A 22,778-nucleotide genomic window follows, 5' to 3' on the forward strand; every position below is an offset into this window, starting at 1 on the left:
GTGACAATCCGTTCGTTTTGCAGTTGCTGCTGAACCGTTACGCTTCCGCTGGTTACGCGCAGTTTGTCCGACTCACTCATCGCCTTGAGATTATCGTCGAGTGTCAGGCGAAGCTGGCGGGCAAGCTTGGTTGTTGCTTTTTCGAGCAGGTTCGGATCATGCGCCATCAAGTCGAGCACCTTCGGGTTGGCGGGATAATTGACCACCGCTGCTTCTTGCAAGCCCGGCTCGATATAGGGGAGAGCATACAGCCGCGCGCCTTGCAAGTAGGCGTCGATAATCGCGCTCGAAATCTGCAATATATCCCGCTCATTCATTTCCAGCCAGATGACCGTGCCAGAGAGGTCCCTCGCTTTCTTTTTCGCCAGCAGGACAAAATCCTCGCCGGTCGGGAAATTGATTCGCACGTCAATAAACTGTCCCTTTTGCAAATTGGTGGGAAGCTGAATGACATGAAACTCCTGCACCCGCAAATCCTTTGGGATCGGCGCGCTCTCGTACAGCATGGACGGCATCAGCGGCGTACCTGGCTGCAATTCGATCTTGGCGCTTTTGCCGATGGCCGCAGTCTGATCGGTAATCATCTCCGTCGGTACCAGACTCTCGGGCATAGGGACGGGCTTGAGGTCATCCGCCTTCACGGTTCCGCCGGCCGGAATGGTTCGCGCCACGGTCCAAACGCTTCGGCGCGATTGTTCCCCCATCGTTTTCAGTTCCTCGATTTGCCTTTCATACTGTTCCTTCATTTGCTGCTGTTTCTGCTCCTGCTCCGATTGCTTGACGAGAGAAAAAAATGCAGCGGCCACAAGTAAACAAACGCTTATGGCGATTGCAGCGATAATCAGTATCTTGCGGTTACGATAGGTCCACGACATCGCTCACGTCTCCTTTCACCTTCAGATTGAAATGGTATCGATTGTCTTACCGGGCCTCGTCACGGCTCTTCGGCTTTTGCTGGGCTTCAACCTGAACCTGGCCCAGCTTTTCTTGCGCCCTCCGGTTTCATCAGGCCCATAAAATCCTCCCGATTCCAGCGAGCCTCCTCTCCGGTATACAGATTCAACGTGAATACCGCTCGACCCCGGGAGAAGGCAGAGGTGCCAAAACCGCTCTTTGCCAACACAAGCTGGTTAACAGCTGTGCGATATTCGGGACGCAACCGCTCCGGTCGGATGACGACGACCTGGTTATCAATGCGCATATCCTCTTGAATCAGCTGACATTGTGCTTGGGTGAGGGGAGATAGAGGCATCATAGCACTTGCCCGTTCTTCTTTGAGATCCTCCAGTTCCCATTGTACTCGGGAAATAAAATCATCCATGGCCTCAAGATAATCCGTGCCGACCGTAGTCGAATAAAATTGCTCGACGCCCAAAGAATTGTTTCGGGTGCAGTAACAAACCATGTAGGGGCTTTCGGCATTGGTTTCGTCTATGCCAAGCAACACTTCCACCTTGCCGATGGAGATGGCCTGATAGACTTCATAGTTGTCCACCATTCGCTTCATCTCTTCCATTGTCAGTCCCCTTTACTTTGGTATTTGCGAGCTTATCTTTCGTTCTCCGGCTTCGTTTTGATTGACCATCTTCTCGAGACTCTTTTTCCCGCTTGCGCGGCTCCTTGTTTTCATCCTCCAAAAGTCCGCTGTGGTCGAAGCCCGGCTTTTCTTGCATCAGGCGCTCATATTGACGACGCCTCCCTTTTGTAAAATACATCGCGATCTCCTTCCCAAAAATCGGCATAAAAAAGCTCTCCTTCATAGGGGAGAGTGCTAGCGAACAGGATGGGACGATTCGGCTACAAATTAACGTTCGTGCTCCCGCTGTCGCTTTTTATACCAGCTTTCCAACAGTTGAACGATAAGGTCTTCCTTTTGCTTCTCGGTAAACTCCCTCGGAAAAAAGCGGTCGATTCGCTCACGCTGAATCGCGATCTTTTCTTTCTGGTTCGGCTTTTCCTCCGTGAGAATCGAGAAGATCACATCCACGTTAAGCCGTCCGTCCTGGCTAAGCTTTTTCATGCGCTGCGCCTGCGCCAAAGAGGGGGTACAGTCCTCAGATTGCATCGTTTCGTACAGGGCTTTCTGTTCTTCTTCGGCCAAGTAAGAAAGTTCTACCGCCGGATTGAAGGCGATTTGTTTATCGTCCACCATTTCGAGAATGGAGGACGTCAGTTCGGTAAGGCGGATATAACGCTGGATTTGATTACGACTTTCGCCTGTCTGATCTGCTAACAATTGATCGGAGCGCTTTTGTGTCCCAACTTGGGACACATTATCTTTGCTTGGTCTGCCCGCCTGTCTTTTCATCGCCTCAAGTTTCATCTTATAGGCAAATGCTTTCTCGCTTGGCGAAATATTCTCCCGTTGCAAATTGCTGTCCACCATAATGATGGTTGCCTGATCGTCATCCAGTTCGCGGACGATACAAGGAATCGTTTCCTTGCCCGCCAGTTCGCTCGCTTTTTTTCGCCGATGCCCGGCTACCATTTCATAGCCGCCGTCCGTTTTAGGACGTACCAAGCCGGGAACAAGTACACCGTATTGCTTTACGCTGTCCGTCATTTCCAGCATCGCTTCATCCGCCCTCACCTTGAACGGATGGCCGGGAAAATCGCTGATTTCCGACAAAGGTATGTCCATCACCTTTTCCCGCTGCTCGTCAGCGCGGCTCTCCTCGGTGGAGAATAAATCAGCGACTGTGGTCAGCTTGATGCTGGCGCGCATGTCGTCTTTCGATGCCAATGCCTTGCACCTCCTTCGTAAAGGCGGCATAAGCCTCCGCAGCTTTCCCATCCGGGTCATGATCATAAATGCTTTTTCCTTTGGCGCTCGTTTCCGCCGCGCGTATGGATAGCGGAATTTCAGTGTTGAACACGCGCAGCTTATCGCCATAGTCGCGCCGAAGAATGAACGAAATGTCTTTGGCAAATTTCGTCCGGCTGTCTACCATCGTGAGCAGTACACCGTCCAAAACCAACTTTGGATTGATCTGCCTTCGTACTCGGGCGATCGTCTGCAAAAGTTGAGTCATTCCCTTGGCCGGCAAATAATGCGCCTGTACGGGGATAATAACGCTGTCCGCAGCCGCCAACGCATTGATAGTTAACATGCCTAAACTCGGCATGCAATCGATCAGTACGTAATCGTAGTCGGCTTTAACTGAATCGATGTAAGAACGCAAAATTGTTTCTCTGCTCATCGTGTTGACAAGCGATACCTCGACAGCGGACAGTTCGATGTTACCCGGCATCAGGTCAACGCCTTCGTGGTGATGCAAAATACCTTCTCGCGCCTCGCAAGGTTCTTCCTGCATCGTTTTCACCAGCAACGTGGCTAAGGATACCGACAGACTATCCGGTTCGTGGAACCCTAACGAATCCGTCAGGTTGCCTTGTGCGTCCGCATCGACCAGCAAGACCTTTTTCCCATCGGCAGCCAAACCGATTCCCAGATTGACCGCCGTAGTGGTTTTTCCCACGCCGCCTTTCTGATTGGCGAGGGCGATCACCTTGGACATCCGACACTTCTCCTTTCACGCAAAAAGCCGGTTGCGCTGAATTTTTCAGGGCAACCGGCTTTTTAAATAGTATCTATATAAAAAGAGAACGCCGATGAAAAGGCGTCCTCTTGAATATTCAAATTCATATATTATAGGTAGCTAGCTTTAGTGTTCGGTTTCGGTAATGCGGAGTCATTCGGTTAATTTAGTTAGAGCCACAGTGTTAGTCGAATGAGATTTTTCACCCGATTCATTAGTAATGTTGGTTTTCTTTAGTAGACATGGCAATTGCTTTCGTCTCATGAACTGTACCATATGGATGCTCAGGCGGCGCATAGATTACGTAAATTTTAAGTGGTGTATTTCCTGTATTGGTTAAATTGTGCCATTTTCCAGCCGGTATCATGATGGCATAGTCATCATAGGCCATTTCCTGAAAATCTAATTTATCTTTGCTATCACCCATTTGAACAAGTCCCTGACCTTCTTCAATACGTATGAATTGATCAGTAGTCGGATGGACTTCTAAACCAATGTCATCTCCAACATTAATGCTCATCAGAGTCACTTGAAAGTGTTTCCCTGTCCATAAAGCGGTGCGGTAAGTATTGTTTTGTTTAGCAGCTTGGTCAATATTCACTACAAAAGGTTGTGATCCATAATCCATTAATTTAGAGTTTCCGTATAAAGGATAACGGTTGCTATTGTGCCAGTTGTAATATTGTGGGTTCCAATTATAGCCCCAATAATTGTTATTCCACTTGTTATGCAAAGGATTATGCCATGGATTGTGAGAGCATGTATTAAGGTGCATATTCATTCCTCTCTTCTCATGATTCATTATTTACCTTTTATCCTATGCGGTTGCCTATTAAAAAGGAATACAAATGTTCAATAATGGGCTAAAGCTGGTTAGCTTAATCCCCAACTGAATATACCATTAACAACATGGTTAGTTTTTTAACAAGTGGCTCTCAATAAGTAACCCAATGACATCTTGGGTCGACCACTTTAATGAACTTAACCTGATGAATTCAACATATCTACGCATACGACGTCCAAATCCAAGTCCAAAACGACGGAAACCTCGATTTTGTCCTTAATTACCTTATTTTTGAAGTCACTGCCGTCCTTCGTAAAAGTCATAAATCGCGCAAAGTGTTGAAAACAAAGGATTTCTACGTATCGATTCGTTGTATTCCTACCACGCACTCCACATGCCCCGTATGCGGGAACATGTCCACCGGCTGAACCTCAACCGTTCGATAGCCTCCATCCTCGAGCAGCCTTAGATCCCTTGCCAGCGTCGAGGGGTTACACGATACATAGACGATTCTCGCCGGACGAAGCTCCAGCATCGTAGCGATAAGCGCACCATCGCAGCCTTTGCGAGGGGGATCGACGACAATGACGTCAGGCGTAATCCCCTCTTTCTGCCAGCGCGGCATGACCACTTCTGCAGCGCCGACGGCGAATTCCACGTTCGTTACGCCATTCAACAGCGCGTTGCGACGAGCATCCTCGATCGCTTCAGGAACAATCTCCACACCGTACACTTTCTGTGCATACTGTGCCAGGAACAATGAGATTGTACCGATACCGCAATAGGCATCAACAACGGTCTCTTCCCCCGTCAAACCTGCATACTCCACCGCCGAACGGTATAGTCGCTCCGTCTGCTCTGGATTCACCTGGAAGAACGACCTAGGAGAAATCGCGAACTGGATACCCGCGATCTCGTCATAGATAACTTCCTCGCCCCACAGCACTCTTGTTTCGTCACCAAACACTACCGGCGATTGAGCAGTATTAATGCTTTGGCATATACTAACCACACCAGGTACCCTCTTACGGATGAGTGACACTAGCTCCTGAGCGTGGGGGATATCGATCCCGTTTGTCACAAGAACAACCATACGCTGTCCGGTCGCCTGCGCATGACGAACAACGACATGGCGAAGCAGCCCGCGACCAGTCGCTCGGTTATATGCGGATATATCCAGCAATCTCGCTGCGTCCTTCACAGCACGTACCGTTTCTTCATTCTCTTCCTGCTGAATGAGACAAGCATCCATCTCTACGATGTCGTTGCTGCCTTGCTCATAGAAGCCGCCGATCAGCCCGCCTTCGGCAACACCAATGGGAACTTGAGCTTTGTTCCGGTAACGCCAAGGATCAGACATGCCAAGAGTAGGATGTACGATGACAGGTGAACCAGCGTTCCCACTATTCCCCGCCCGCTCTGTATTCTTCAACCCTGCTTCGCCCGCAACAGACAGCTTCCCAATCCGCATAAGATTGTCCACCACATGCTGACGCTTCCAGCGAAGCTGCTCCGCATAGTCCAAGTGCTGCAGCTGACAGCCTCCGCATAGATCGTAGATCGGGCACGGAGCACTCTGCCTTGCAGCGCTTCCCGCCAGCAGCTCCGTCATCCGAGCACGCCCGAATGACTTCCCGATACTAACCACTTCCGCTTGCACCTTTTCCCCTGGCAGCCCGCCATGAACAAAAAGGGTGTAGCCCTCGACCCGGCCTACCCCTTCTCCTTCATGCGTCAGTCCGATAATCTCACAGACGAAACGTTGACCTGTCACTACAGGAACACCGGAAATTGCCTTTGAGGAACTCCCCTTACCTCTACTATCCCTGCCACCCCTGCTACCCTTGCTATTCCGTCCGCTCATAGCTGCAATGCCCTTCCCGGGCCATTTTTCCGATAGGAGCTTTCACCATTCGCATCAACAATAACATCTAAGTGCGAGTGTAATAAGTTAAATGTGCACGGAAGAGTACCGCCAAACTCGCCATCCACGTTCAACTGTACCCGACCATCCGCTTCCACGACGATTCGATTGCTCTGGAAATGGATGAAATGGGGATCGTTCAGTACGGGCTCTCCACGCATAACCAAGGTAGCAATGCGGATGAACTCAGCCAAGTTGCATTTACGAAGTGCGAGCACGTCGAACAGACCATCACTCGTACTGGCATTAGGAGCCAAACGATCGAAGCCGCCAACGGAATTACTATTGGCAATCAGGAACAACATAAACTCCTCATCGAATTCACCGACACCCTCTGCCGATATTCGCATACGGGTTGGATGAAGACGCGTGATCTTCTCCAAGCCCTTCATATAATAAGCAAGCTGACCGACCATTGTCTTCAGCTTGCTGGGCACTTCATAAGTTAATTCCGTCAATGAGCCGCCGCCGGATATATTAATGAAATATCTGTCATTAGCTTGTCCCACATCTACAGGAGTCGTGTAACGGCCAACGATCAGATCACAAGCATCCTCCCAGCGACGCGGGATACCGTGTGCACGAGCGAAGTCATTCGTCGTACCCAGCGGCAAAATCCCCAGAGACGGGCGTTTTTGATGAGCTGAAATTCCGTTCACCACTTCGTTAAGGGTACCATCGCCGCCAGCTGAGATAATCATATCGAAACCGCGCTCCACAGCATCAGATGCGGCCTTGATCGCATCCCCCTTATCTTCAGTCGCATGACAAGAAGTCTCTATTCCGCCTCGCTCCAACCTTTGTAAGATCGCAGCAAGCTTTCGTTTAACTTCCTCTCGACCGGAAGTCGGATTATAAATCAACCTTGCTCGAATAATATCCAACCGAATCCCCTCTTCTTGATCTTTCAATGAATACCCAAATCTTTTAGCCATTCCAACGTTTTTCTAACTATCCAATCCGCAATCTTCGGATGAGGCATAAGCGTACATCCGTTGTATCGACACCGCAATCCCTCGAGCTTGCGCGGAATAATTTGTTTAGTGAAATAACCTTCGCTTAAGAATAACGGTACAACAATAATCTCGTTCATGGGATGTCCGCTCATTAAGCTTTCCCATCGCTCCGGGACCTCTTCTAGCTGCAACAACGCTGAGGAATATGCATTATAGCCGCCCAGCCTCAGTAATTGCTCTCCAATGGAATCGAACCCTTGCTCCCAAGCTTCTTGAAAACCCTCTTCCTTGCTTCCGTGTCCAATGAGCAGAATGCTTTCCTTAGCAGGGTGAATAGACAGCTTCTTCATGCGATCCAGAATCACGTCAACGATCTCTTGATCGTCATCCATCGGTTTGCCATATGTTAGAGCAGCCGAAATTCGGATAGGCTCCAATTCCGTCTCTGTTCTTGACTTTGGATAAGCACCGAGCGCCCAACCGATCTCGTCTACATGGGTACTGCCAGACGATACGAACAGCGGCAATGCAAACAGATGCGTAACTCCCGCTGCTTCTAATCGATCTATGCCATCCTGAATCAATCGCCCTTCCACAAGCTCAAGAAATGCCGCTTCGATAAGCAGTTGGCTTCCCAAATGCGCACGGGCAGCCTCTATCGACTCATCTACCAAAGCGACCCAGCCTGCTTCCCGTGATCCGTGGCTGATAACCAGCAAGCCTGGTTTCATGAAAGAGCTTCCTCCCCTAACTTATCCAGCTGTCCCACCTTCCTCATCCATGCTAGCGAAACGTTAAGCCAATGTCAACGACGAAGCCCGTACGATTAGATCACATGGAAAAACCGTCAAGCGCAATGAAGCAAGCGCCTGACGGTTTCGAGTCTTGTTAATTTCTAGATTACTTCGAAGCCAAGAATTCATCTAATTGTTTCTGTTTCTCAGCGATAATGGCATCAAGACCATTCGCTTTAAGCTTTTTAATATAATCGTCGGCTTTCGCAGGATCAACGGCACCTGTATCTAAGCCTGGATCAAACTCTTTACGAATGTTGATCGTAACCGAAGCTTGCGATTTGATCGGTTCAGCATTAAACGTGAAGCCTAGTGCCGGGGAGTTAGTTGCACCTTCGTTGAAGGCTTTGAACTGGGCCCATTTGTCTGCAGCTTCCGAATCCCAGATATAGTTCAGGAATTGGTTGCCGAACATCCAGGAAGAACCAATTGCATAGCTAGGCGTGTTCGCTGTTCCGGAAATAATATCGCCGTTACGAGTATAGTGATCGCCTTCGATACCGAAGTTGAGCAGGTTGTTCAGCTCTTTGTCCGTATGCAACAGGTTGATCAGCATCATAGCGCGCTCTGGGTTAGCAGAGGTTGTTGTAATCCCAAGCATGGAACCAGCAGTCTCACCAGTAGAAACTGTTTTATCCGTCATATAAATTTGCTTCAGCTTGCCTTGCAGGTTCGCAGTAAGTTCAACTTCAGCGTCTTTACCTGGTTTCAGGGAGAATACGCCCATGAACACGTTGCCTGCTTTCAGTGCATCTTGCGGAGTAATCTGAGCTGTAGCCGCATCTCTATTAATGTAGCCTTTCTTGAAGAAATCACGGGTGATGTTCAATGTTTCTTTATATACCGGGAAGTCATAACGAGCTTTAACTGTTGTGTCAGCAGCAGTCTTCAGGATAGCACCTTCAATGTTACCATCGCCAAGGTGATCATATTTCGCGAAATAGTGAGAGTTGAAGTTCTCGCCATCTTTCAGGTAAAGAGGCGTCATCTCAGGTTTCTTCGCTTTTACTTCAGCCAGAATTGGCTCAAGATCTGCGATTGTTTTTACAGCGTCCAATTGAGCGGTCAAACCAAGCTCTTCAGCAATATCCTTACGGTAGATAACGCCGCCTTGCTCTGCTAGCTCTTTGCTTGTTGGAACCGCATAGTTCAGACCGCTGATCTTAGCACCGGCAAGGTAAGCAGGCGGCAAAGTTTCTAGAATGCCTTGACCGTATTTCTCAAGAAGATTGCCATAAGTTCCGTTAGGATCGTTAACAGCCAGGAATGCTTTTTTCGCTACGTTATTAGAGTGGCCGTTCCAAGCAGCCGTGAAGAGGATATCCATTGGCTCACGACCAGCGATTGCTAAGTTGATTTTGTTGTCCCATTGACCCCAATCAATCATGTTAAGATCAATTTTAGCGTTGATTTTGTCTTTCAGGTAAGCGTTAAGCGCTTCTTCTACTTTCACTTCGTCCTTCGGGGAAGTGCCTGGGAACGTGATGCTTAATGTGACTTCTGGAAGATCAGCTGCAGCGCCTTCCGATGGTGATGCGGATTCAGTTGCTGCTTGGGATTCCGATGGAGCGACGGATGGAGATGCGTTGTTCTCCTTATTTCCTCCGCAGCCTGCTAATACAACGGTGAGAGTCAGGATGACTGCTAATAGTGCCAAATAAGATTTGCCTAGCTTGCTCTTTCTATACATGTGGTATTGCCTCCCTTTTCTTAGTGGAAAATATATGCTCAACCGGGCCGGCAACCGGTATATGCTAATTTTATGACGAGAGCGTATGCCCTCTGAATCCTGATCAGCCCTTAACAGCGCCTACAGTCAAGCCTTGAATGAAATAACGTTGGAAGAATGGATAAGCGAAAATAATAGGTCCTACTCCAACAATCGCCATTGCCATACGAACGGTCTCACTAGGCATTTGGAAGCTTGGGTTCGCTTGAAGAATAGCGGAGTAAGCCTGTGAATTCGAGCTTAAATATTGAATGTCCAGCAAAGCTTCATACATTCGGAACTGAATACTTATCGTTTCGTTGTCCGTAATGAACAAGAGACTAAGGAACCAGTCATTCCAATATCCTAATGTAACCAATAAGCCTACGGAAGCTAACACGGGCAAGGAAAGCGGAAGCACGATTTTGAAAAATATTCTAAGCTCCCCAGCTCCATCAATCTTGGCCGACTCCAGCAGCTCGACGGGGATGGAATTCATGAAGAAGGTTCGCAAGATAAGAACATAGAACCCCTGCACGAAAAATGGAGCCATAAGAACGAGAAGTGTGTTCTTCATGTCAAGGACTTGGGCATACATCAGATAGAAAGGTACTAGCCCGCCGCTGAACAATATGGTGAAAAACATAATGAAGGCAAATAAGTTGCGATGCTTAAAGTCCCGTCGAGAAATGGGATAGGCATATAACGCCATCATGACGACCGCGACGATCGTTCCGAAGACTGTAACGAATAGCGATACTCCATAAGACTGTACGACGGGCTGCCAATCCTCCAGCAAGAACTTATAGGCTTCAAGACTAAACTTCTCTGGCCAGAACTTGTAGCCGTTGATGAGTACCTGTCTTTCATCGGATAACGATACTCCGACAATAAGCAGAAGAGGAATGACGCACAAAGCTGAGTAAAACCAGAAGAAAATATTGATGAACGCGTTGGACGTTCGTGAAATTTGGTGTATGTCATAGCTTTTTTTCTTTGTTGCGGCTGTAGCCATTGGGAATAATTCCTCCTTCAGATGTCGGGCGATTGCTGCACTAGAAAATAGCATCCTCTTTACTGATTCTACGTACGATCAGGTTAGAGCCGAGTACAAGCACGAAGCCGACAACTGCTTGATAGAACCCTGCCGCTGATGAAAGACCAATATCGCCTGTTACCAGAAACCCTTGATATACATAGGTATCTATAACTAATGTAGTGTCGTAAAGCGCTCCTGCATTACGGGTTGCTTGGAAGAACAAGCCGAAATCTGCATTGAATATTCGACCAATCTGAAGCATCGTAAGGACAATGATTACTGGGCGAATAAGAGGGATTGTAATACTCCAAACCTGTCTAGCCTTAGATGCGCCTTCTAGTGAGGCTGCTTCGTAATACTCCTTGTCGATACCGATGATTGCAGCTAAGTAGATCACCGCAAAGTATCCAATACCCTTCCAAGTGTTAAGAATTGGGATGATGTACGGCCACCATTTCGAGTCGGAATACCATTCGACTTCCGATACACCGAACAAAGGCATAATGTAATTATTCATAATCCCAAGCTCCGGGTTAAGGAAAGCGTATACCAGATAGCTGATGATAACCCAGGATAGGAAGAAGGGCAGGAACATCAATGTCTGATGGATCTTCGCTGCGAACCGATTACGCATCATATTGAACATGAGAGCGAAGCCTACGCCGACAATCAAATTCAGAACTATAAAAATGGAATTATAAATGACGGTGTTCCGGGTAATTCTCCATGCATCGCTCGTACTGAACAGATATTTGAAGTTGTCCCAGCCGACCCACTTGCCATTTATGAAATTCTCAATGAAGCTTCTTGATTCGTAAGAGATTGACTTAAAGGCGATCAGCGCGCCAAACATTGGAATGTAGTTATTTACTAATAACACGATTAGCGCAGGCGCCATCATCAAGTAGAAAACGCCGTATCGCTTCCAATAGCTCTGATTTAGCGTCTTAACCTTGCTCGTCTTCGAACCGGGCACGACAGGCTGCACGATTTGTTCCATCCCTCATCACTATCCTTTGTCTCTTGTCTGCTGTTTATAATTTTATTGTACAGGGGACGACACCTCTCATCTATCTACTGAGGTGACCCATATAGCACTTTGGTGACTTTAAAAGAGGAAGGGGCTGCTCAAAAGTTAATCACTTTTGAGAAAGCCCCTTCCTCTCGTGAGTACGGGTTCGGTCGGCTTACGGCAAGGTCTGATGCTGTTTCCGGTATTCCTGCGGAGTTAAACCCGCTGTCTTCTTGAATAATTTGGCGAAATAAGAGAAGTGCATATAGCCGAGATCCTCCGCGATTGTGCTGATCTTATCGTTGGTTTCCTTGAGCAGTTTCTTCGCTTTCTCAATCTTCACCTGTACGATATAGTCCGTGAGCGAAAGTCCTGTCTCCTTACGGAACAAGCGAGACAAGTAAGCAGGGTTTCGGAAGACGGAGCGAGCGATGTCGTCTCTGTTCATTTCCTTATCCAGGTTATCATGGATAAACGATTGGATTCTGGAGATGATGGCGGATGCATCTCGCTGACGATCTACGAATGCTTGACCGGCCTTAACCAGCAGCTTTGTTGCCCATGCCTGCATAAGTACCGGAGTACGGACAGCTTGACCTTCATTGATTTCGTGGACAGTTACCGTATCGTAGATAGATATCCCTTTGCGGTTTGCCGCTTGAAATAAAAGATGAACAAAACCGAAATAGAAAAGCTCCAACGTCTCCCTGCTGGCGGATTCCTCCTGAAAGCTTCGCAACGCTTTCTCGATGCTTGCCGTCAGTTCATCTATATTCCCGCGATCCAGCAGGTTGGCCCAATCCGTGAACGAAGGCAAATTCGAACCCATTACCGCAGCCGAGCTATTGGCGTAAGCGCCGGTTTCTTCCGCCAGTATGCTGTCTAATACCGATTGCGGCTCTGATACATTAGCCCGCTCTAACTGCGACAGCCTTTCAAGCGAGGTCTGCACCTCGCCGACCCGGATTGATACTCCCATGTAACAGGATACACGACAGTGGAAATAATCATTGCACGCCTTCACATACTCAATGCAGCGAGCTTTGAGTTGCTCCCGATTGGACAGGCCGCCATAAAGCATGACTAGATTAAGCTCATTGCGATCCTTCAGAACAATGCCTGAACTTTCGCCAAGAATGATTTCTGAAGCTGCCTTGCGAACGGCATATTCCATGATGCTCTCATCGCGGGCATCCAATTCGACTTCCCATTGCTCGATACTCAGCAGGATCGGAAGCACCTGATCATCCGCCCTCAGCGGAATATCATACAGCTCGAATTCCCGGTTCAATCGATCTGCGGAGGCCGATACCTTCCCGCTCAGGATCTCCTGCCAGAATCTCTCTACGAGAATCGGGAGCTGATTCGTCCATTGACGACGGTATATTTCCAGTGTACCTTCGAATTCCTGCTGAGCTTGGAGCCGCTCGATTTCTTCGATGGCGCGTTTAACAATTCCTTTGAGAATGTCATGATCTACGGGCTTGAGCACATAATCGAAGCAGCCATATTGCAGTGCCTCTTGGGCGTATTCAAAGCGAGCGTGTCCGGTTAGAAAAATAGTTAACGTCGACGGGGTCAGCTCGCGGATTTGGCGCAGGAGCTCTATTCCGTTTGCACCAGGCATTTCGATATCCGAAATAACGAGATCAACCCTCTGTTCTTTAAGCAGGTTTACAGCTTGTTCTACATTCTCAGCCTCCAGAATTGTCGTAATCGGAAGGTCGCTCCAGTCGATCCCTTGGGTAATACCCTTTAAGGCGTATATCTCATCGTCAACGACTAGCATTGTCAGCACGCGTATCCCCCCTCAGTTATCCCGTTCGTATTCTTATCGTCCTTCCCGGCATCTATGACATGGGAACGGACCAATGGGAGCTGTATTTCTACGATTGCCCCGTTCTGAGAACCGTTACGGAAAGTAATCCCGCCATCATCGCCGTACAGCATCTTAAATCTCCTAAGAATATTCCAGATACCGAGATGCTGCTCACCTGTTCCGGACAGATAAGCATTGCTTTGCAATTCTCTCAGCATATCAGGCGGATAACCAGAGCCATTATCTTCAATAATGATCCGTATATAACGCTCCGGTAGATCTGGATCTGCCTCTGAACGGATGTGGATTCGGAATACTGAGCCATCTTGAACCCTGCGATTGTACCCATGAATCACCGAGTTCTCGACAAATGGCTGGATCATAAGCGGCGACAGCTCACATGATAAATGCTCAGGCTGAATGTTAATCTCATAATCCAGCTTCGTGACATACCTAAGCTTTTGAATTTCCAAATAATGCCCGATATGACCAATCTCATCCTCTAACCTGACTACGGATCGATGGCTCTGCATAAGAAACCGAAAGTAATCAGCAAGATGCAGAGATAGCTTCTGAACGGATTTGAAGTCCTTAAGCGCTGCGAGATTATAAATAATGTTTAAGCAGTTCATATAGAAATGGGGATTGATCTGTATCTGAAGGTGCTTGTATTCCGCGCGCTGCACCCTAAGCTGCTCTTCATAGACGTCAATCTTCAGCAGCTCTATCTGCTCTGCCATTTGGTTGAAGGTGCCGGACATAAAGGCGAATTCACTGCTCTGATCGGTTGGCAGCCTGACATCGAAGCGTCCCTGCCCTAACTTGCGCATCCCTCGGATTAAATCGACAAGCGGTCTAAACATAACTCTTTGCAAGAAGATTAAATATAAGGTTAAAACTAGAGCAACTAACAGCGGGATCCAACCGTAGAGCATCTTCTGGAAGAATGGCAGGTCCTGTAGAATATAAGACTCTGTCGTAACGATGACATAGTTCACATCCGCATTCGCAGATGGCTTAGACAGGACAAGATAAGCCTTTCCTCCGCTCTTAATAATCCCATAGGAATCACTCTTCGCGACGACACCTTCCCGGAAATGCTTATCCTTCATTGGTGCAAAGCTGTTGTTCGTAATCATCTCTCCATTATTATTGATGAGAAAAGCAGCTCCCTCAGGGCCAACATCGAAGCTTTCCAACCCTCTCATCAGACTCTGTGAACGTACAAGCACACCTGCGTAAACATCAGAACCCATATCAATAAACTTCAATAAATAGTTTGTATCATCAATTCTGATCGTATCCCAATGGGGATAGAAGCCCGTTGAGGCGTCATCCAAATGCCCCCTGGTCCATTGAAGCAACGCGTTCTTCTTCTTCGCTGAGTCACCGCTATATTGAGTGGTTAGAAAAATATCGTTTTCCTTACGCGGGTAGATGAACAAGGAATCGATGTTATAATGAATACCTTCAGAATTCCCTATGAACTGTTTTTGCAGTCGAATCTTGGCGAAGGTGATTTCATCATCGCCCAATGGCATATTCTTGATCAGCGCAATATCCGGATCACTTTCTTTTAATCTAAGCAAGTAATACATAAATTCCTGCAAAATCTTATCGTTCTCCCGAACATTCACCGAGAGCAGCTTGTTATAATTGGAGGAAACCTGATCCCGTACCACGTTCATAGCATATAAATTGTTATATATTATAAAAGCAACCATAGGGATGATAATAAACAGAAACCCAGTAACAATCTTAAATCTCACCGATTGCCAATAGCGCACTATAATTCCCCCTGTGAGTGCCTAGATTGTTGTAATTAGCATAACCCACCTCTTCTAAACCGGGCAACTCCTTTCTATATAGTAAAAAAGACCATCAGGAATTGTGTCCTGATGATCTATATGGGAGCACCCCAACCCTAACGCAATCTTACTTAATTACTGCCCGATTCGTCACCATCGCCAAAACGACCCAAGCGCTCTAACGACATTTTATAGCCGTCATTCCCATAATTCAAACAACGTTTCACTCGGGAAATAGTTGCCGTGCTTGCGCCTGTCTCCGTTTCAATCTTGTTATAGGTATATCCTTTGCCTAACATCCTGGCGACTTCAAGCCGCTGCGACAAGGATTGAATTTCGTTAACCGTGCATAAGTCATCGAAGAACACATAACATTCCTCTACACTCTTCAGAGTAAGGATGGCTTCGAACAATTGGTCTATCGTTTTATCATTTAGCTTTTTAAGTTGCATGAGTTCGCGTCCTTTCCTTACCGCCGGTGCCAATCAATGGCACTTAAGGTATCCGTCACTTTCCTAATTGTACTGCCATCCTGCAAATACTTCAAGCGTCACCGTATTCACGCATTGCAGGGCTAAAATATTGCAAAACACGGGCATCCGTCCATACCCGAAGCACTTGCCTATCATAACTTATACAAAAAAGGGTGTGACTGTATGAACGAACCGCAATCGCCCTCCCTGCACGGCTGGAATTCCGGCTTTGAACAGAATACGTTCCCTGGCATTGGAGACTCGTTCGCTGCCGGTCCTCCCGAGGTCATCCAACCGACCGTACTCCCCGCTCAAGTTTCAACGGTCACCAAGAGCAGCCTTCCCTTTAACATCTCTAACCTTAACGACGTGAAAGCCATTATCGATCGGATGGGCGGCATCGAAGGGGTCTTGTCTACAGTGGGCAAGTTCCAGAAATTTATGTCCACCATACAGCAGGTTGCCCCGCTGATCAAATTATTTATGGGCAATAAGGGAAGTACATTGGCCACAGCGAATACCAACAAAAGGGTAACCAAACGCAGACGTCCCACAACACGGCCTCAAGCTAGTAAATCTCGTACACGGCGACCTGTTAAACATCGCTGAGCCTGATTAACCTCAGGTCGCAAAAAACCTCCAAAACCACTGTTGAAGTGGCGCTGGAGGTTCTTTTCCTTATTTCTCGTATTCCAAGAAAGGATCCGGGATGTCGATAAGATGCGCCTCCGCATCGCTGACACCCGTATACAATGAAGCGGTTCCATTCTTGTTCCGAACGATTCCTCCGCTGAAGAGCACATCCTCCAGATCGGGGCGTTTCGCCGGTCCATCAGGGAACATGTTTCGTGCAGCAATAATCTTAATGGGAGTATAACGATGATGTGCGGGATCATAAGCAAACGTCATAGGATAATAATGCCGTATATTGTTATCTTCCATACGAGCTACATGTCCTAGAACGCCGATCATACCGCTCGACAAGAGGTGAGCTTCATTCGCTCCCCCCCATTCCTCGGGAAGAAACTGATGAAGGAGCAGCCTAGCGCCGGAGATAACCTGCTCTGTCAATTCCTCCAGCGTTCCGATTTCCGCATAGCCAATCAGAGCACGGGCGCCATCAACCATCATCGGACGGGTGAATACTCCGATTCGGCCGCTCTTAAGCTCGACTAATCGGATATCCTTCATTGTTAAAGGTCCTTTAGCGAAGGCTTCCAGGTCGTTGATGGAATGACCTCGGTAAAATACCGTTCGCCAAGAGGTAACATAGTGTGGATCATCACTGTCGAAGTAAACCTCAACGCCGCCGAATATAAGCTCACCACGGATAAAGGTAAAGAACGGATCCTGCAAAGCGAATACGGGAGCCCCATTGCGAGGCACCCACTCTCCCTTTCGCTGGACGAAGAACATCACCACGGAGGATTCCTTGTCGCGGTCCTCCACACGTCCGGCGATAACCGGCTCTCCATTATCCATGAAGGGCGCGGAGATATTATAGACATCGCGAGTGCCGACCCCTGAGAAAAAAAGCTTTTTCCCGTAGTATCTGTCGTTGAGGGATAGGAATTCCTTCAATAAGTCGACACTCGATTTCGCCTGTTCCGTATATGCAAGCATGGGTGTCCTCCAGACTAAGAAGAGATGGCAACATCCGTTACTCTATTGTAGCAATCCCGAACGTTCAGGACTGGGTGTCCCCAACCCATTTTTCATAAACAATGTACCCGATTTAGTGAAGGAACAAACTTAGGATGTAATAGGTGAGCATTGCCAGTACCCCAACAGCCGGAATAGTAATGATCCAAGTCATGATAATTCGTCCCGCCATGCTCCACTTCACGCTAGAAAACTTCTTGGCGGATCCGACTCCGAGGATGGAAGAAGTGATCGCATGAGTCGTGCTCACTGGAAAACCCGTCAGTGTTGCTCCCAAGATGACTGATGCCGAGCCCAAATCTGCGGAAAAGCCGTTGATTGGTTCGATTTTGAAAATTTTCGTACCCATTGTTTTTATTATTTTCCAGCCGCCGACCGAGGTGCCCAGTGCCATTGCGATTGCTGCAGATATTTTAACCCACAATGGAACTTCCATCTCTGTCTGTAATCCTCCCGTCACAAGAGCCAATGTAATAATCCCCATCGCCTTCTGCGCATCATTCGTTCCATGAGTGAACGCTTGAAAGGCTGCCGTCAACACCTGTCCGGAACGGAACATCTTGTTGACTTGATGCGGACTGGAGTTTGCGAACACGTGCTTGAGCACGAACATGATACAAAAGCCTAACGCAAAGGCGATAATGGGTGATAAGATAAGTCCTTTTATAATGGAAGCGAAGCCGGCATAGTTGATACCATCCAACCCTTCCGCAGCAATAGCTGCTCCAGCCAATGCTCCGATAATCGCATGCGAAGAGGAAGAGGGAATTCCGAACCACCAAGTAATCAGGTTCCAGATAATCGCCGCAACTAGTGTGGCAATAACAACCGTCAAACCATTCTCCAGCTTAAAGGGATCCGTTATCTTGCCGCCGATCGTCTTCGCGACACCGGTAAACATCAAAGCTCCGACCAGATTCATCACCGAAGCAAGAATGATTGCCCGACGAGGTGTCAGCGCGCGCGTAGAAACAGATGTCGCGATAGCATTGGCCGTATCGTGAAATCCGTTGATGAAATCAAATCCCAGCGCTAGCGCAACTATAATGATGACTAACCACATTGTGTAATCCATTCTATTCTGTTCCGTCCCCGCCTGCGCTATTAAGAATTGCGCATTATTATAGATTGCAGCGTATTGGCGACATCCTCGCATGAGTCGGTCGTTTGTTCCAAGCGTTCATAAATCTCTTTATGTTTAATGAGCTCAATCGGATCTTTAATGTTCTGGAATAAGTGCTTAATCCCTTGACGCATCAATTCGTCGCCTTCATTCTCAAGCTCATTGATTGTCACGCAGTGCGGTTGAATGGCAAGCAGTTTCTTCTGTGTCAGTAAGAAAATAGCGGTTTTGATTTCATGGGCGCTCCGGCGCAAGCAAGTTCCGAATTTACGAATAAACGGATCGGATTTTGAAATTTGGTACATTTCGAACCGCGACGCGCAAGCTTCGATCCCATCAAGCACATCGTCGAGTTTCTTGATGAGTTCCATAATATCTTCTCGTTCAATAGGCGTAATGAACGTTTTGTTAAGCTCGGTTAGAATAATATGCGTGCATCTGTCGCCCTTGTGCTCGTACTCCTTCATTTCCTTAGCGAATGCCGACACGTCAGGCAAATCGCCATTAACAGCGTTAGCAAAACGATCAACCGTTTCATAGATGATGTCAGCCATTTCTTCCAGCGTCTTAAAAAAAATGTCTTTTTTGCGGAACACGGATAACCCTTCTTTCCCTTGTATGTAGCTGATTCGACCCAATTCGACTTTACACTGCGTTAACATTGCGTTAACATCTAGATAACTTTCTTATTTTAGCACAGCGTGGACGAGCTTGGTATAGGTTGCTAACTTTACATGTGACACTTTTTTAAAGTTTGACCCATTAGACCTATTACTATCCTGTCGAAAATAAGAATGGACCGGCCATTGAAGCTCGGCCGGTCCGATTGTCGAAAGAAGCAAAGTCCCAAATTCATTCAAAAATTGCGACTTCTTACACTTCTTCGACACTTTTGTGTAAATCCCATTTGTGAAGACGGATAACCTTCATGACTCCTACGGCAAAAAGCGTAATCCCCGTCGATTTTTCACCCGGATAGATTCTCGCAGTCATTACTTTCTCTCCGTCTTGTAAGAACACTTCAATAGAAGAACGATCTACGAATATGCGGAGCTGCAATCTGCCGTTATCCGACTGAACAGGCGCTTTTCGAACGCCGCCCGGCCCTCTTCCCGATCGGTTCCGGTCGAGCGTTACGGTTTTATCCTGTGGACTAAAAGTTATGACTGTCTGCTCGTTCTTTCCTTCACTAACCCTCAATTTAATCCCCGCGCTAGTTGCCTCGGACGCATCCAATATAAGTTCCATTTCGCAGCAATCGCCGGTTATTCCCTCCAGCGTAAGCTCGTCCGTCACTACTATATCTTCATATGCCGTTAAGCCGCCGCGAAGTTTCGTAAGCTCCGGAATCGGCCTGCAGCGAATATGTCCCTGTTCCAAAGACAACTGCCGCGGTATAGTCATAGCCCCAGCCCACCCATGGGCTTGCTCAGGCATCTCGCTTTCCCACATCGCCATCCAAGCGATCATGATACGCCTGCCTTGGCCATCCTCCATCGTCTGAGGTGCATAAAAATCAAACCCGTAATCAAGCATTTCCAAAGGCCCATGTTCGAATTTGCCAGTATGATAGTCGAGCTTGCCGAGCATATAGCCGGCTTGATGAAGATTGTGAAATTTTTCCGCTTCCGGTTTTATTCCCTGAGGCGACATCACTAGCACATCAGATCCACCTAGTTGGAAAAGATCCGGACATTCCCACATGTATCCGCTATTGCCTGCAGCATCTCCCTGAGCAGGGATGCCGATAAATTCCCAGTTCATTAAGTCGGCCGACTTGTATAGAAGAATTTGGCCCACGTGCTCCTGGGTCCGGGATCCGAGAACGCAGTAGTACTGGTCACCGCGCTGCCAAACTTTCGGATCGCGGAAATGATGCGGATGAATATCCCCCTCTGGAGCCTCGCAAATGATCGGGTTTCCTGGCCATTTGTCAAAGCGGATGCCATCCGTACTGACAGCCAAACATTGAGCCTGCACCAAATCTGTATCCCGGTTGCTGCCTGTCCATTGGTTTCCCGTATAAATCAGATACAGCATTCCGTCTTTCTCGATTGCACTCCCTGAAAAACAACCGTCCCGGTCATATTCTTCCGAAGGAGCCAAAGCTATCGGCAGAACCGTCCAATGAACCAGGTCGGTGCTTTTGGCATGGCCCCAATGAATATCCTCCCAGAATGGGGTGAAAGGATGATGCTGATAAAAAAGATGATATTCTCCTTTAAAGAAACAAAATCCGTTCGGATCGTTCATCCAGCCGTATTCGCTCATCAGATGGTAATTCAGTCGATACTCCGTCTGAAGAAGATGCTTTTTCTCTTGGATAAATTGGTTAGCTTTCGTTAATGTGTACCCCATCATGTCCACCTTGCCCATCATTTGATCGAACCTTGCATAACTCCTTGGATAATATACTTTTGAGCAAATAAATAGACGATGATAACCGGGAATATCGTCAGAAGCAAGGAGGCCATAAGCGGACCATAGTCTGCTGTGTAGGTCCCATGGAAATAAAATGTAGACAGAGGCAGCGTTCTTTGAACAGCCTCGATCAGCACCAGAGACGGCAACAGAAAATCGTTCCATATCCATAACACGTTCAAGATCGCAATCGTCACTGTTGTGGGGATCAGAACGGGAAGAACGATCTTGAAGAAGGTCTGCCTCCTATTGCAGCCGTCGATCAACGCCGCTTCCTCAAGTTCGGCGGGAATGCTTTTCACGAATCCGTGATAAATAAACACCGCGAGAGAACTGCCGAATCCAAGATACAGGTAGATCAAGGCTCCTTTGCTGTTCAGCATGCCGAGCATGCCGCCGTAGATTTTAATAAGCGGAATCATAATCGCTTGAAACGGAATGATCATCGAAGCAACCATAATAAAGAAGATGTATTGATTGAAGCGGCTGTTATTCCGGACAAAATAGTGTGCGGTCATCGCTGCGAACACGGCAATTAACACCACACTGCCTACGGTAATAATGAAAGTATTCATAAACGCGTGGAGATAATTCATCTTCGTGAACGCAGTCTGATAATTCGTCCACTCCCATGCCGAGGGCAGACCGAATGGCGCGGAAGTAATTTCTTTGTTTTCTTTGAACGAATTCAGCAGAATCATGGCGAACGGCGCTATAAACAACAGCGCAACGATGGACAGCAACAGTGTACTGAGCCATTGGAGCGTTAGCTTGGATCGTCCCATTAGGCTTCCACCTCCATCTTCTTGCTGAAATAAACCTGAAGCAGCGTAATAACGGCAACCATAAGGAACAAGACGAACGCTTCCGCCTGTCCAACGCCGTATTCCCTGGATAAAAAGGCTTTTTCATAGATGAACAAGGAAACAAGCTGGGTGCTGCCGTAAGGTCCCCCATTTGTCAGGGAAACATTGAGATCGTAAACCAAAAAAGCACGTTGCAGTGACAAAAAGATACAGACGCTGAATGATGGAATCATCAAGGGCAGCACAATCGACTGCAGCCTTCTCCATCCCGTAGCTCCGTCGATTGAAGCGGCTTCCAATATATCCTTCGGCACGTTCATCAGACCCGCAATATAGATCACCATCATATATCCGGCGTACTGCCAGACCGTCACCAGAATGAGCGCCCATAATGCCTGTTGGGGTTCCACTATCCATGATCCTTCCAGAAACGGAATGCCCAGTTTGGTACCCACATTCACGAGCACGTGGCTGAACACGAAATTCCAAATCAAGCCGAGAATGATGCCGCCTACTAAGTTCGGGAGAAAGAAGCCGGTGCGGAACAGATTGCTTCGATTGCGCTTGGTCAGCGCATAGGCCAGGAAAAAAGCGACGGCGTTAATCAAAACAACCGAAAGCAATACATATTTAAGCGTCATGACGAACGACGTCCAAAATTCGGTGTCCCTCCACACGGTCAAATAGTTATCAAATTTAACGTAATCATAGGTAGTCGCAATGCCGTCCCAATTCGTAAAGGTCAAATAAATGCCATACAAAAAAGGGGCGACTACGACGGTTATAAAGGCAAACAGGGTCGGGCCGGTAAACAGTAAGCGGGATTGCAGCCTGTCTAATTTTCCCTTTTCCGCTATCATGAATAAATCCCTCCTTTTCAATGCAAGGAGAGCAGCGACGGATCAAGCAC

General features: G+C 47.7%; 23 protein-coding genes. 1 reads left to right on the forward strand and 22 read right to left on the reverse strand.

The window, feature by feature from the left end; genetic code table 11:
- The 16 genes from ACESLK_RS00005 to ACESLK_RS00080 all read right to left on the reverse strand — a co-directional run.
- Nucleotides 1-875, reverse strand: an 875-nt coding sequence (locus ACESLK_RS00005; protein ID WP_372660272.1) for an SAF domain-containing protein, incomplete at its 3' end; no start/stop codon positions are given.
- Between the two features lie 86 nt (nucleotides 876-961).
- The gene (locus ACESLK_RS00010; protein WP_372660275.1) at nucleotides 962-1,516 is read right to left on the reverse strand and encodes a hypothetical protein; all 555 of its coding nucleotides are present in this window, start codon (nucleotides 1,514-1,516) and stop codon (nucleotides 962-964) included.
- Nucleotides 1,482-1,760, reverse strand: a complete 279-nt coding sequence (locus ACESLK_RS00015; RefSeq protein WP_372660278.1) for a hypothetical protein — start codon at nucleotides 1,758-1,760, stop codon at nucleotides 1,482-1,484. The genes ACESLK_RS00010 and ACESLK_RS00015 overlap by 35 nt, the downstream gene beginning before the upstream one ends.
- Nucleotides 1,761-1,804: 44 nt before the next feature.
- The gene (locus ACESLK_RS00020; protein WP_483862612.1) at nucleotides 1,805-2,743 is read right to left on the reverse strand and encodes a ParB/RepB/Spo0J family partition protein; all 939 of its coding nucleotides are present in this window, start codon (nucleotides 2,741-2,743) and stop codon (nucleotides 1,805-1,807) included.
- Nucleotides 2,691-3,518, reverse strand: coding sequence for a ParA family protein (locus tag ACESLK_RS00025; protein ID WP_029198516.1), 828 nt, complete (start codon nucleotides 3,516-3,518; stop codon nucleotides 2,691-2,693). Before ACESLK_RS00025 ends, ACESLK_RS00020 begins: the two co-directional genes overlap by 53 nt.
- A gap of 235 nt (nucleotides 3,519-3,753) precedes the next feature.
- The gene (locus ACESLK_RS00030) at nucleotides 3,754-4,314 is read right to left on the reverse strand and encodes a cupin domain-containing protein (protein WP_029198517.1); all 561 of its coding nucleotides are present in this window, start codon (nucleotides 4,312-4,314) and stop codon (nucleotides 3,754-3,756) included.
- A gap of 206 nt (nucleotides 4,315-4,520) precedes the next feature.
- Nucleotides 4,521-4,646 (reverse strand): hypothetical protein, encoded by a 126-nt coding sequence (locus ACESLK_RS00035; RefSeq protein ID WP_372660281.1) that lies wholly within the window; start codon nucleotides 4,644-4,646, stop codon nucleotides 4,521-4,523.
- A 32-nt stretch (nucleotides 4,647-4,678) separates the two neighbouring features.
- Nucleotides 4,679-6,187 carry a 23S rRNA (uracil(1939)-C(5))-methyltransferase RlmD gene (gene rlmD / locus ACESLK_RS00040; RefSeq protein ID WP_372660284.1) on the reverse strand — a complete coding sequence of 503 codons (1,509 nt, stop codon included), beginning with the start codon at nucleotides 6,185-6,187 and terminating at the stop codon, nucleotides 4,679-4,681.
- Nucleotides 6,184-7,182, reverse strand: coding sequence for a diacylglycerol kinase (locus ACESLK_RS00045; protein ID WP_372660287.1), 999 nt, complete (start codon nucleotides 7,180-7,182; stop codon nucleotides 6,184-6,186). The genes rlmD and ACESLK_RS00045 overlap by 4 nt, the downstream gene beginning before the upstream one ends.
- A complete protein-coding gene (locus ACESLK_RS00050; protein WP_372660291.1) occupies nucleotides 7,155-7,934 on the reverse strand; it encodes a sirohydrochlorin chelatase in 780 nt (259 codons plus the stop codon). The genes ACESLK_RS00045 and ACESLK_RS00050 overlap by 28 nt, the downstream gene beginning before the upstream one ends.
- A 169-nt stretch (nucleotides 7,935-8,103) precedes the next feature.
- Nucleotides 8,104-9,687 carry an ABC transporter substrate-binding protein gene (locus tag ACESLK_RS00055; RefSeq protein ID WP_372660294.1) on the reverse strand — a complete coding sequence of 528 codons (1,584 nt, stop codon included), beginning with the start codon at nucleotides 9,685-9,687 and terminating at the stop codon, nucleotides 8,104-8,106.
- A 103-nt stretch (nucleotides 9,688-9,790) separates the two neighbouring features.
- Entirely contained in the window at nucleotides 9,791-10,720 is a 930-nt protein-coding gene (locus tag ACESLK_RS00060; RefSeq protein WP_372660297.1) for a carbohydrate ABC transporter permease, read from the reverse strand.
- A 40-nt stretch (nucleotides 10,721-10,760) separates the two neighbouring features.
- The gene (locus tag ACESLK_RS00065) at nucleotides 10,761-11,744 is read right to left on the reverse strand and encodes an ABC transporter permease (protein ID WP_372660300.1); all 984 of its coding nucleotides are present in this window, start codon (nucleotides 11,742-11,744) and stop codon (nucleotides 10,761-10,763) included.
- Between the two features lie 187 nt (nucleotides 11,745-11,931).
- The gene (locus tag ACESLK_RS00070) at nucleotides 11,932-13,545 is read right to left on the reverse strand and encodes a response regulator (RefSeq protein ID WP_372661356.1); all 1,614 of its coding nucleotides are present in this window, start codon (nucleotides 13,543-13,545) and stop codon (nucleotides 11,932-11,934) included.
- Between the two features lie 2 nt (nucleotides 13,546-13,547).
- Entirely contained in the window at nucleotides 13,548-15,362 is a 1,815-nt protein-coding gene (locus ACESLK_RS00075; RefSeq protein ID WP_372660303.1) for a sensor histidine kinase, read from the reverse strand.
- A 152-nt stretch (nucleotides 15,363-15,514) separates the two neighbouring features.
- On the reverse strand, nucleotides 15,515-15,835 hold the full coding sequence (locus tag ACESLK_RS00080; protein WP_372660307.1) for a YerC/YecD family TrpR-related protein: 321 nt from the start codon (nucleotides 15,833-15,835) through the stop codon (nucleotides 15,515-15,517).
- Between the two features lie 204 nt (nucleotides 15,836-16,039).
- On the opposite strand from ACESLK_RS00080, the gene ACESLK_RS00085 reads away from it, so the two are divergent.
- Nucleotides 16,040-16,465 carry a hypothetical protein gene (locus ACESLK_RS00085; RefSeq protein ID WP_372660310.1) on the forward strand — a complete coding sequence of 142 codons (426 nt, stop codon included), beginning with the start codon at nucleotides 16,040-16,042 and terminating at the stop codon, nucleotides 16,463-16,465.
- Between the two features lie 69 nt (nucleotides 16,466-16,534).
- Here ACESLK_RS00085 and ACESLK_RS00090 read toward each other — a convergent pair whose 3' ends face one another.
- The 6 genes from ACESLK_RS00090 to ACESLK_RS00115 all read right to left on the reverse strand — a co-directional run bounded on the left by ACESLK_RS00090 (nucleotide 16,535) and on the right by ACESLK_RS00115 (nucleotide 22,728).
- Nucleotides 16,535-17,479, reverse strand: coding sequence for a DUF1861 family protein (locus ACESLK_RS00090; RefSeq protein ID WP_372660313.1), 945 nt, complete (start codon nucleotides 17,477-17,479; stop codon nucleotides 16,535-16,537).
- Between the two features lie 112 nt (nucleotides 17,480-17,591).
- On the reverse strand, nucleotides 17,592-18,593 hold the full coding sequence (locus ACESLK_RS00095) for an inorganic phosphate transporter (protein WP_372660317.1): 1,002 nt from the start codon (nucleotides 18,591-18,593) through the stop codon (nucleotides 17,592-17,594).
- A 29-nt stretch (nucleotides 18,594-18,622) separates the two neighbouring features.
- Nucleotides 18,623-19,237 (reverse strand): DUF47 domain-containing protein, encoded by a 615-nt coding sequence (locus tag ACESLK_RS00100; RefSeq protein WP_372661359.1) that lies wholly within the window; start codon nucleotides 19,235-19,237, stop codon nucleotides 18,623-18,625.
- 277 nt (nucleotides 19,238-19,514) lie between these two features.
- Nucleotides 19,515-21,020, reverse strand: a complete 1,506-nt coding sequence (locus tag ACESLK_RS00105) for a glycoside hydrolase family 32 protein (RefSeq protein ID WP_372660320.1) — start codon at nucleotides 21,018-21,020, stop codon at nucleotides 19,515-19,517.
- Nucleotides 21,017-21,847 (reverse strand): carbohydrate ABC transporter permease, encoded by an 831-nt coding sequence (locus tag ACESLK_RS00110; protein WP_372660323.1) that lies wholly within the window; start codon nucleotides 21,845-21,847, stop codon nucleotides 21,017-21,019. Before ACESLK_RS00110 ends, ACESLK_RS00105 begins: the two co-directional genes overlap by 4 nt.
- Nucleotides 21,847-22,728 carry a carbohydrate ABC transporter permease gene (locus tag ACESLK_RS00115; RefSeq protein WP_372660326.1) on the reverse strand — a complete coding sequence of 294 codons (882 nt, stop codon included), beginning with the start codon at nucleotides 22,726-22,728 and terminating at the stop codon, nucleotides 21,847-21,849. Before ACESLK_RS00115 ends, ACESLK_RS00110 begins: the two co-directional genes overlap by 1 nt.
- Nucleotides 22,729-22,778: the final 50 nt, after the last annotated feature.

Source organism: Cohnella sp. (assembly GCF_041640265.1).
Classification (GTDB): domain Bacteria; phylum Bacillota; class Bacilli; order Paenibacillales; family Paenibacillaceae; genus Cohnella.

What these genes read in the sequence shown, in the direction of transcription:
- ACESLK_RS00050 (WP_372660291.1), bottom strand. Translation starts at nt 7,934, where the DNA reads ATGAAACCAGGCTTGCTGGTTATCAGCCACGGATCACGGGAAGCAGGC.
- ACESLK_RS00045 (WP_372660287.1), bottom strand. Translation starts at nt 7,182, where the DNA reads ATGGCTAAAAGATTTGGGTATTCATTGAAAGATCAAGAAGAGGGGATT.
- ACESLK_RS00080 (WP_372660307.1), bottom strand. Translation starts at nt 15,835, where the DNA reads ATGCAACTTAAAAAGCTAAATGATAAAACGATAGACCAATTGTTCGAA.
- ACESLK_RS00010 (WP_372660275.1), bottom strand. Translation starts at nt 1,516, where the DNA reads ATGGAAGAGATGAAGCGAATGGTGGACAACTATGAAGTCTATCAGGCC.
- ACESLK_RS00090 (WP_372660313.1), bottom strand. Translation starts at nt 17,479, where the DNA reads ATGCTTGCATATACGGAACAGGCGAAATCGAGTGTCGACTTATTGAAG.
- ACESLK_RS00085 (WP_372660310.1), top strand. Translation starts at nt 16,040, where the DNA reads ATGAACGAACCGCAATCGCCCTCCCTGCACGGCTGGAATTCCGGCTTT.
- ACESLK_RS00065 (WP_372660300.1), bottom strand. Translation starts at nt 11,744, where the DNA reads ATGGAACAAATCGTGCAGCCTGTCGTGCCCGGTTCGAAGACGAGCAAG.
- ACESLK_RS00115 (WP_372660326.1), bottom strand. Translation starts at nt 22,728, where the DNA reads ATGATAGCGGAAAAGGGAAAATTAGACAGGCTGCAATCCCGCTTACTG.
- ACESLK_RS00055 (WP_372660294.1), bottom strand. Translation starts at nt 9,687, where the DNA reads ATGTATAGAAAGAGCAAGCTAGGCAAATCTTATTTGGCACTATTAGCA.
- ACESLK_RS00035 (WP_372660281.1), bottom strand. Translation starts at nt 4,646, where the DNA reads ATGACTTTTACGAAGGACGGCAGTGACTTCAAAAATAAGGTAATTAAG.
- ACESLK_RS00030 (WP_029198517.1), bottom strand. Translation starts at nt 4,314, where the DNA reads ATGCACCTTAATACATGCTCTCACAATCCATGGCATAATCCTTTGCAT.
- ACESLK_RS00110 (WP_372660323.1), bottom strand. Translation starts at nt 21,847, where the DNA reads ATGGGACGATCCAAGCTAACGCTCCAATGGCTCAGTACACTGTTGCTG.
- ACESLK_RS00095 (WP_372660317.1), bottom strand. Translation starts at nt 18,593, where the DNA reads ATGGATTACACAATGTGGTTAGTCATCATTATAGTTGCGCTAGCGCTG.
- ACESLK_RS00105 (WP_372660320.1), bottom strand. Translation starts at nt 21,020, where the DNA reads ATGATGGGCAAGGTGGACATGATGGGGTACACATTAACGAAAGCTAAC.
- ACESLK_RS00070 (WP_372661356.1), bottom strand. Translation starts at nt 13,545, where the DNA reads ATGCTAGTCGTTGACGATGAGATATACGCCTTAAAGGGTATTACCCAA.
- ACESLK_RS00060 (WP_372660297.1), bottom strand. Translation starts at nt 10,720, where the DNA reads ATGGCTACAGCCGCAACAAAGAAAAAAAGCTATGACATACACCAAATT.
- ACESLK_RS00015 (WP_372660278.1), bottom strand. Translation starts at nt 1,760, where the DNA reads ATGAAGGAGAGCTTTTTTATGCCGATTTTTGGGAAGGAGATCGCGATG.
- ACESLK_RS00025 (WP_029198516.1), bottom strand. Translation starts at nt 3,518, where the DNA reads ATGTCCAAGGTGATCGCCCTCGCCAATCAGAAAGGCGGCGTGGGAAAA.
- rlmD (WP_372660284.1), bottom strand. Translation starts at nt 6,187, where the DNA reads ATGAGCGGACGGAATAGCAAGGGTAGCAGGGGTGGCAGGGATAGTAGA.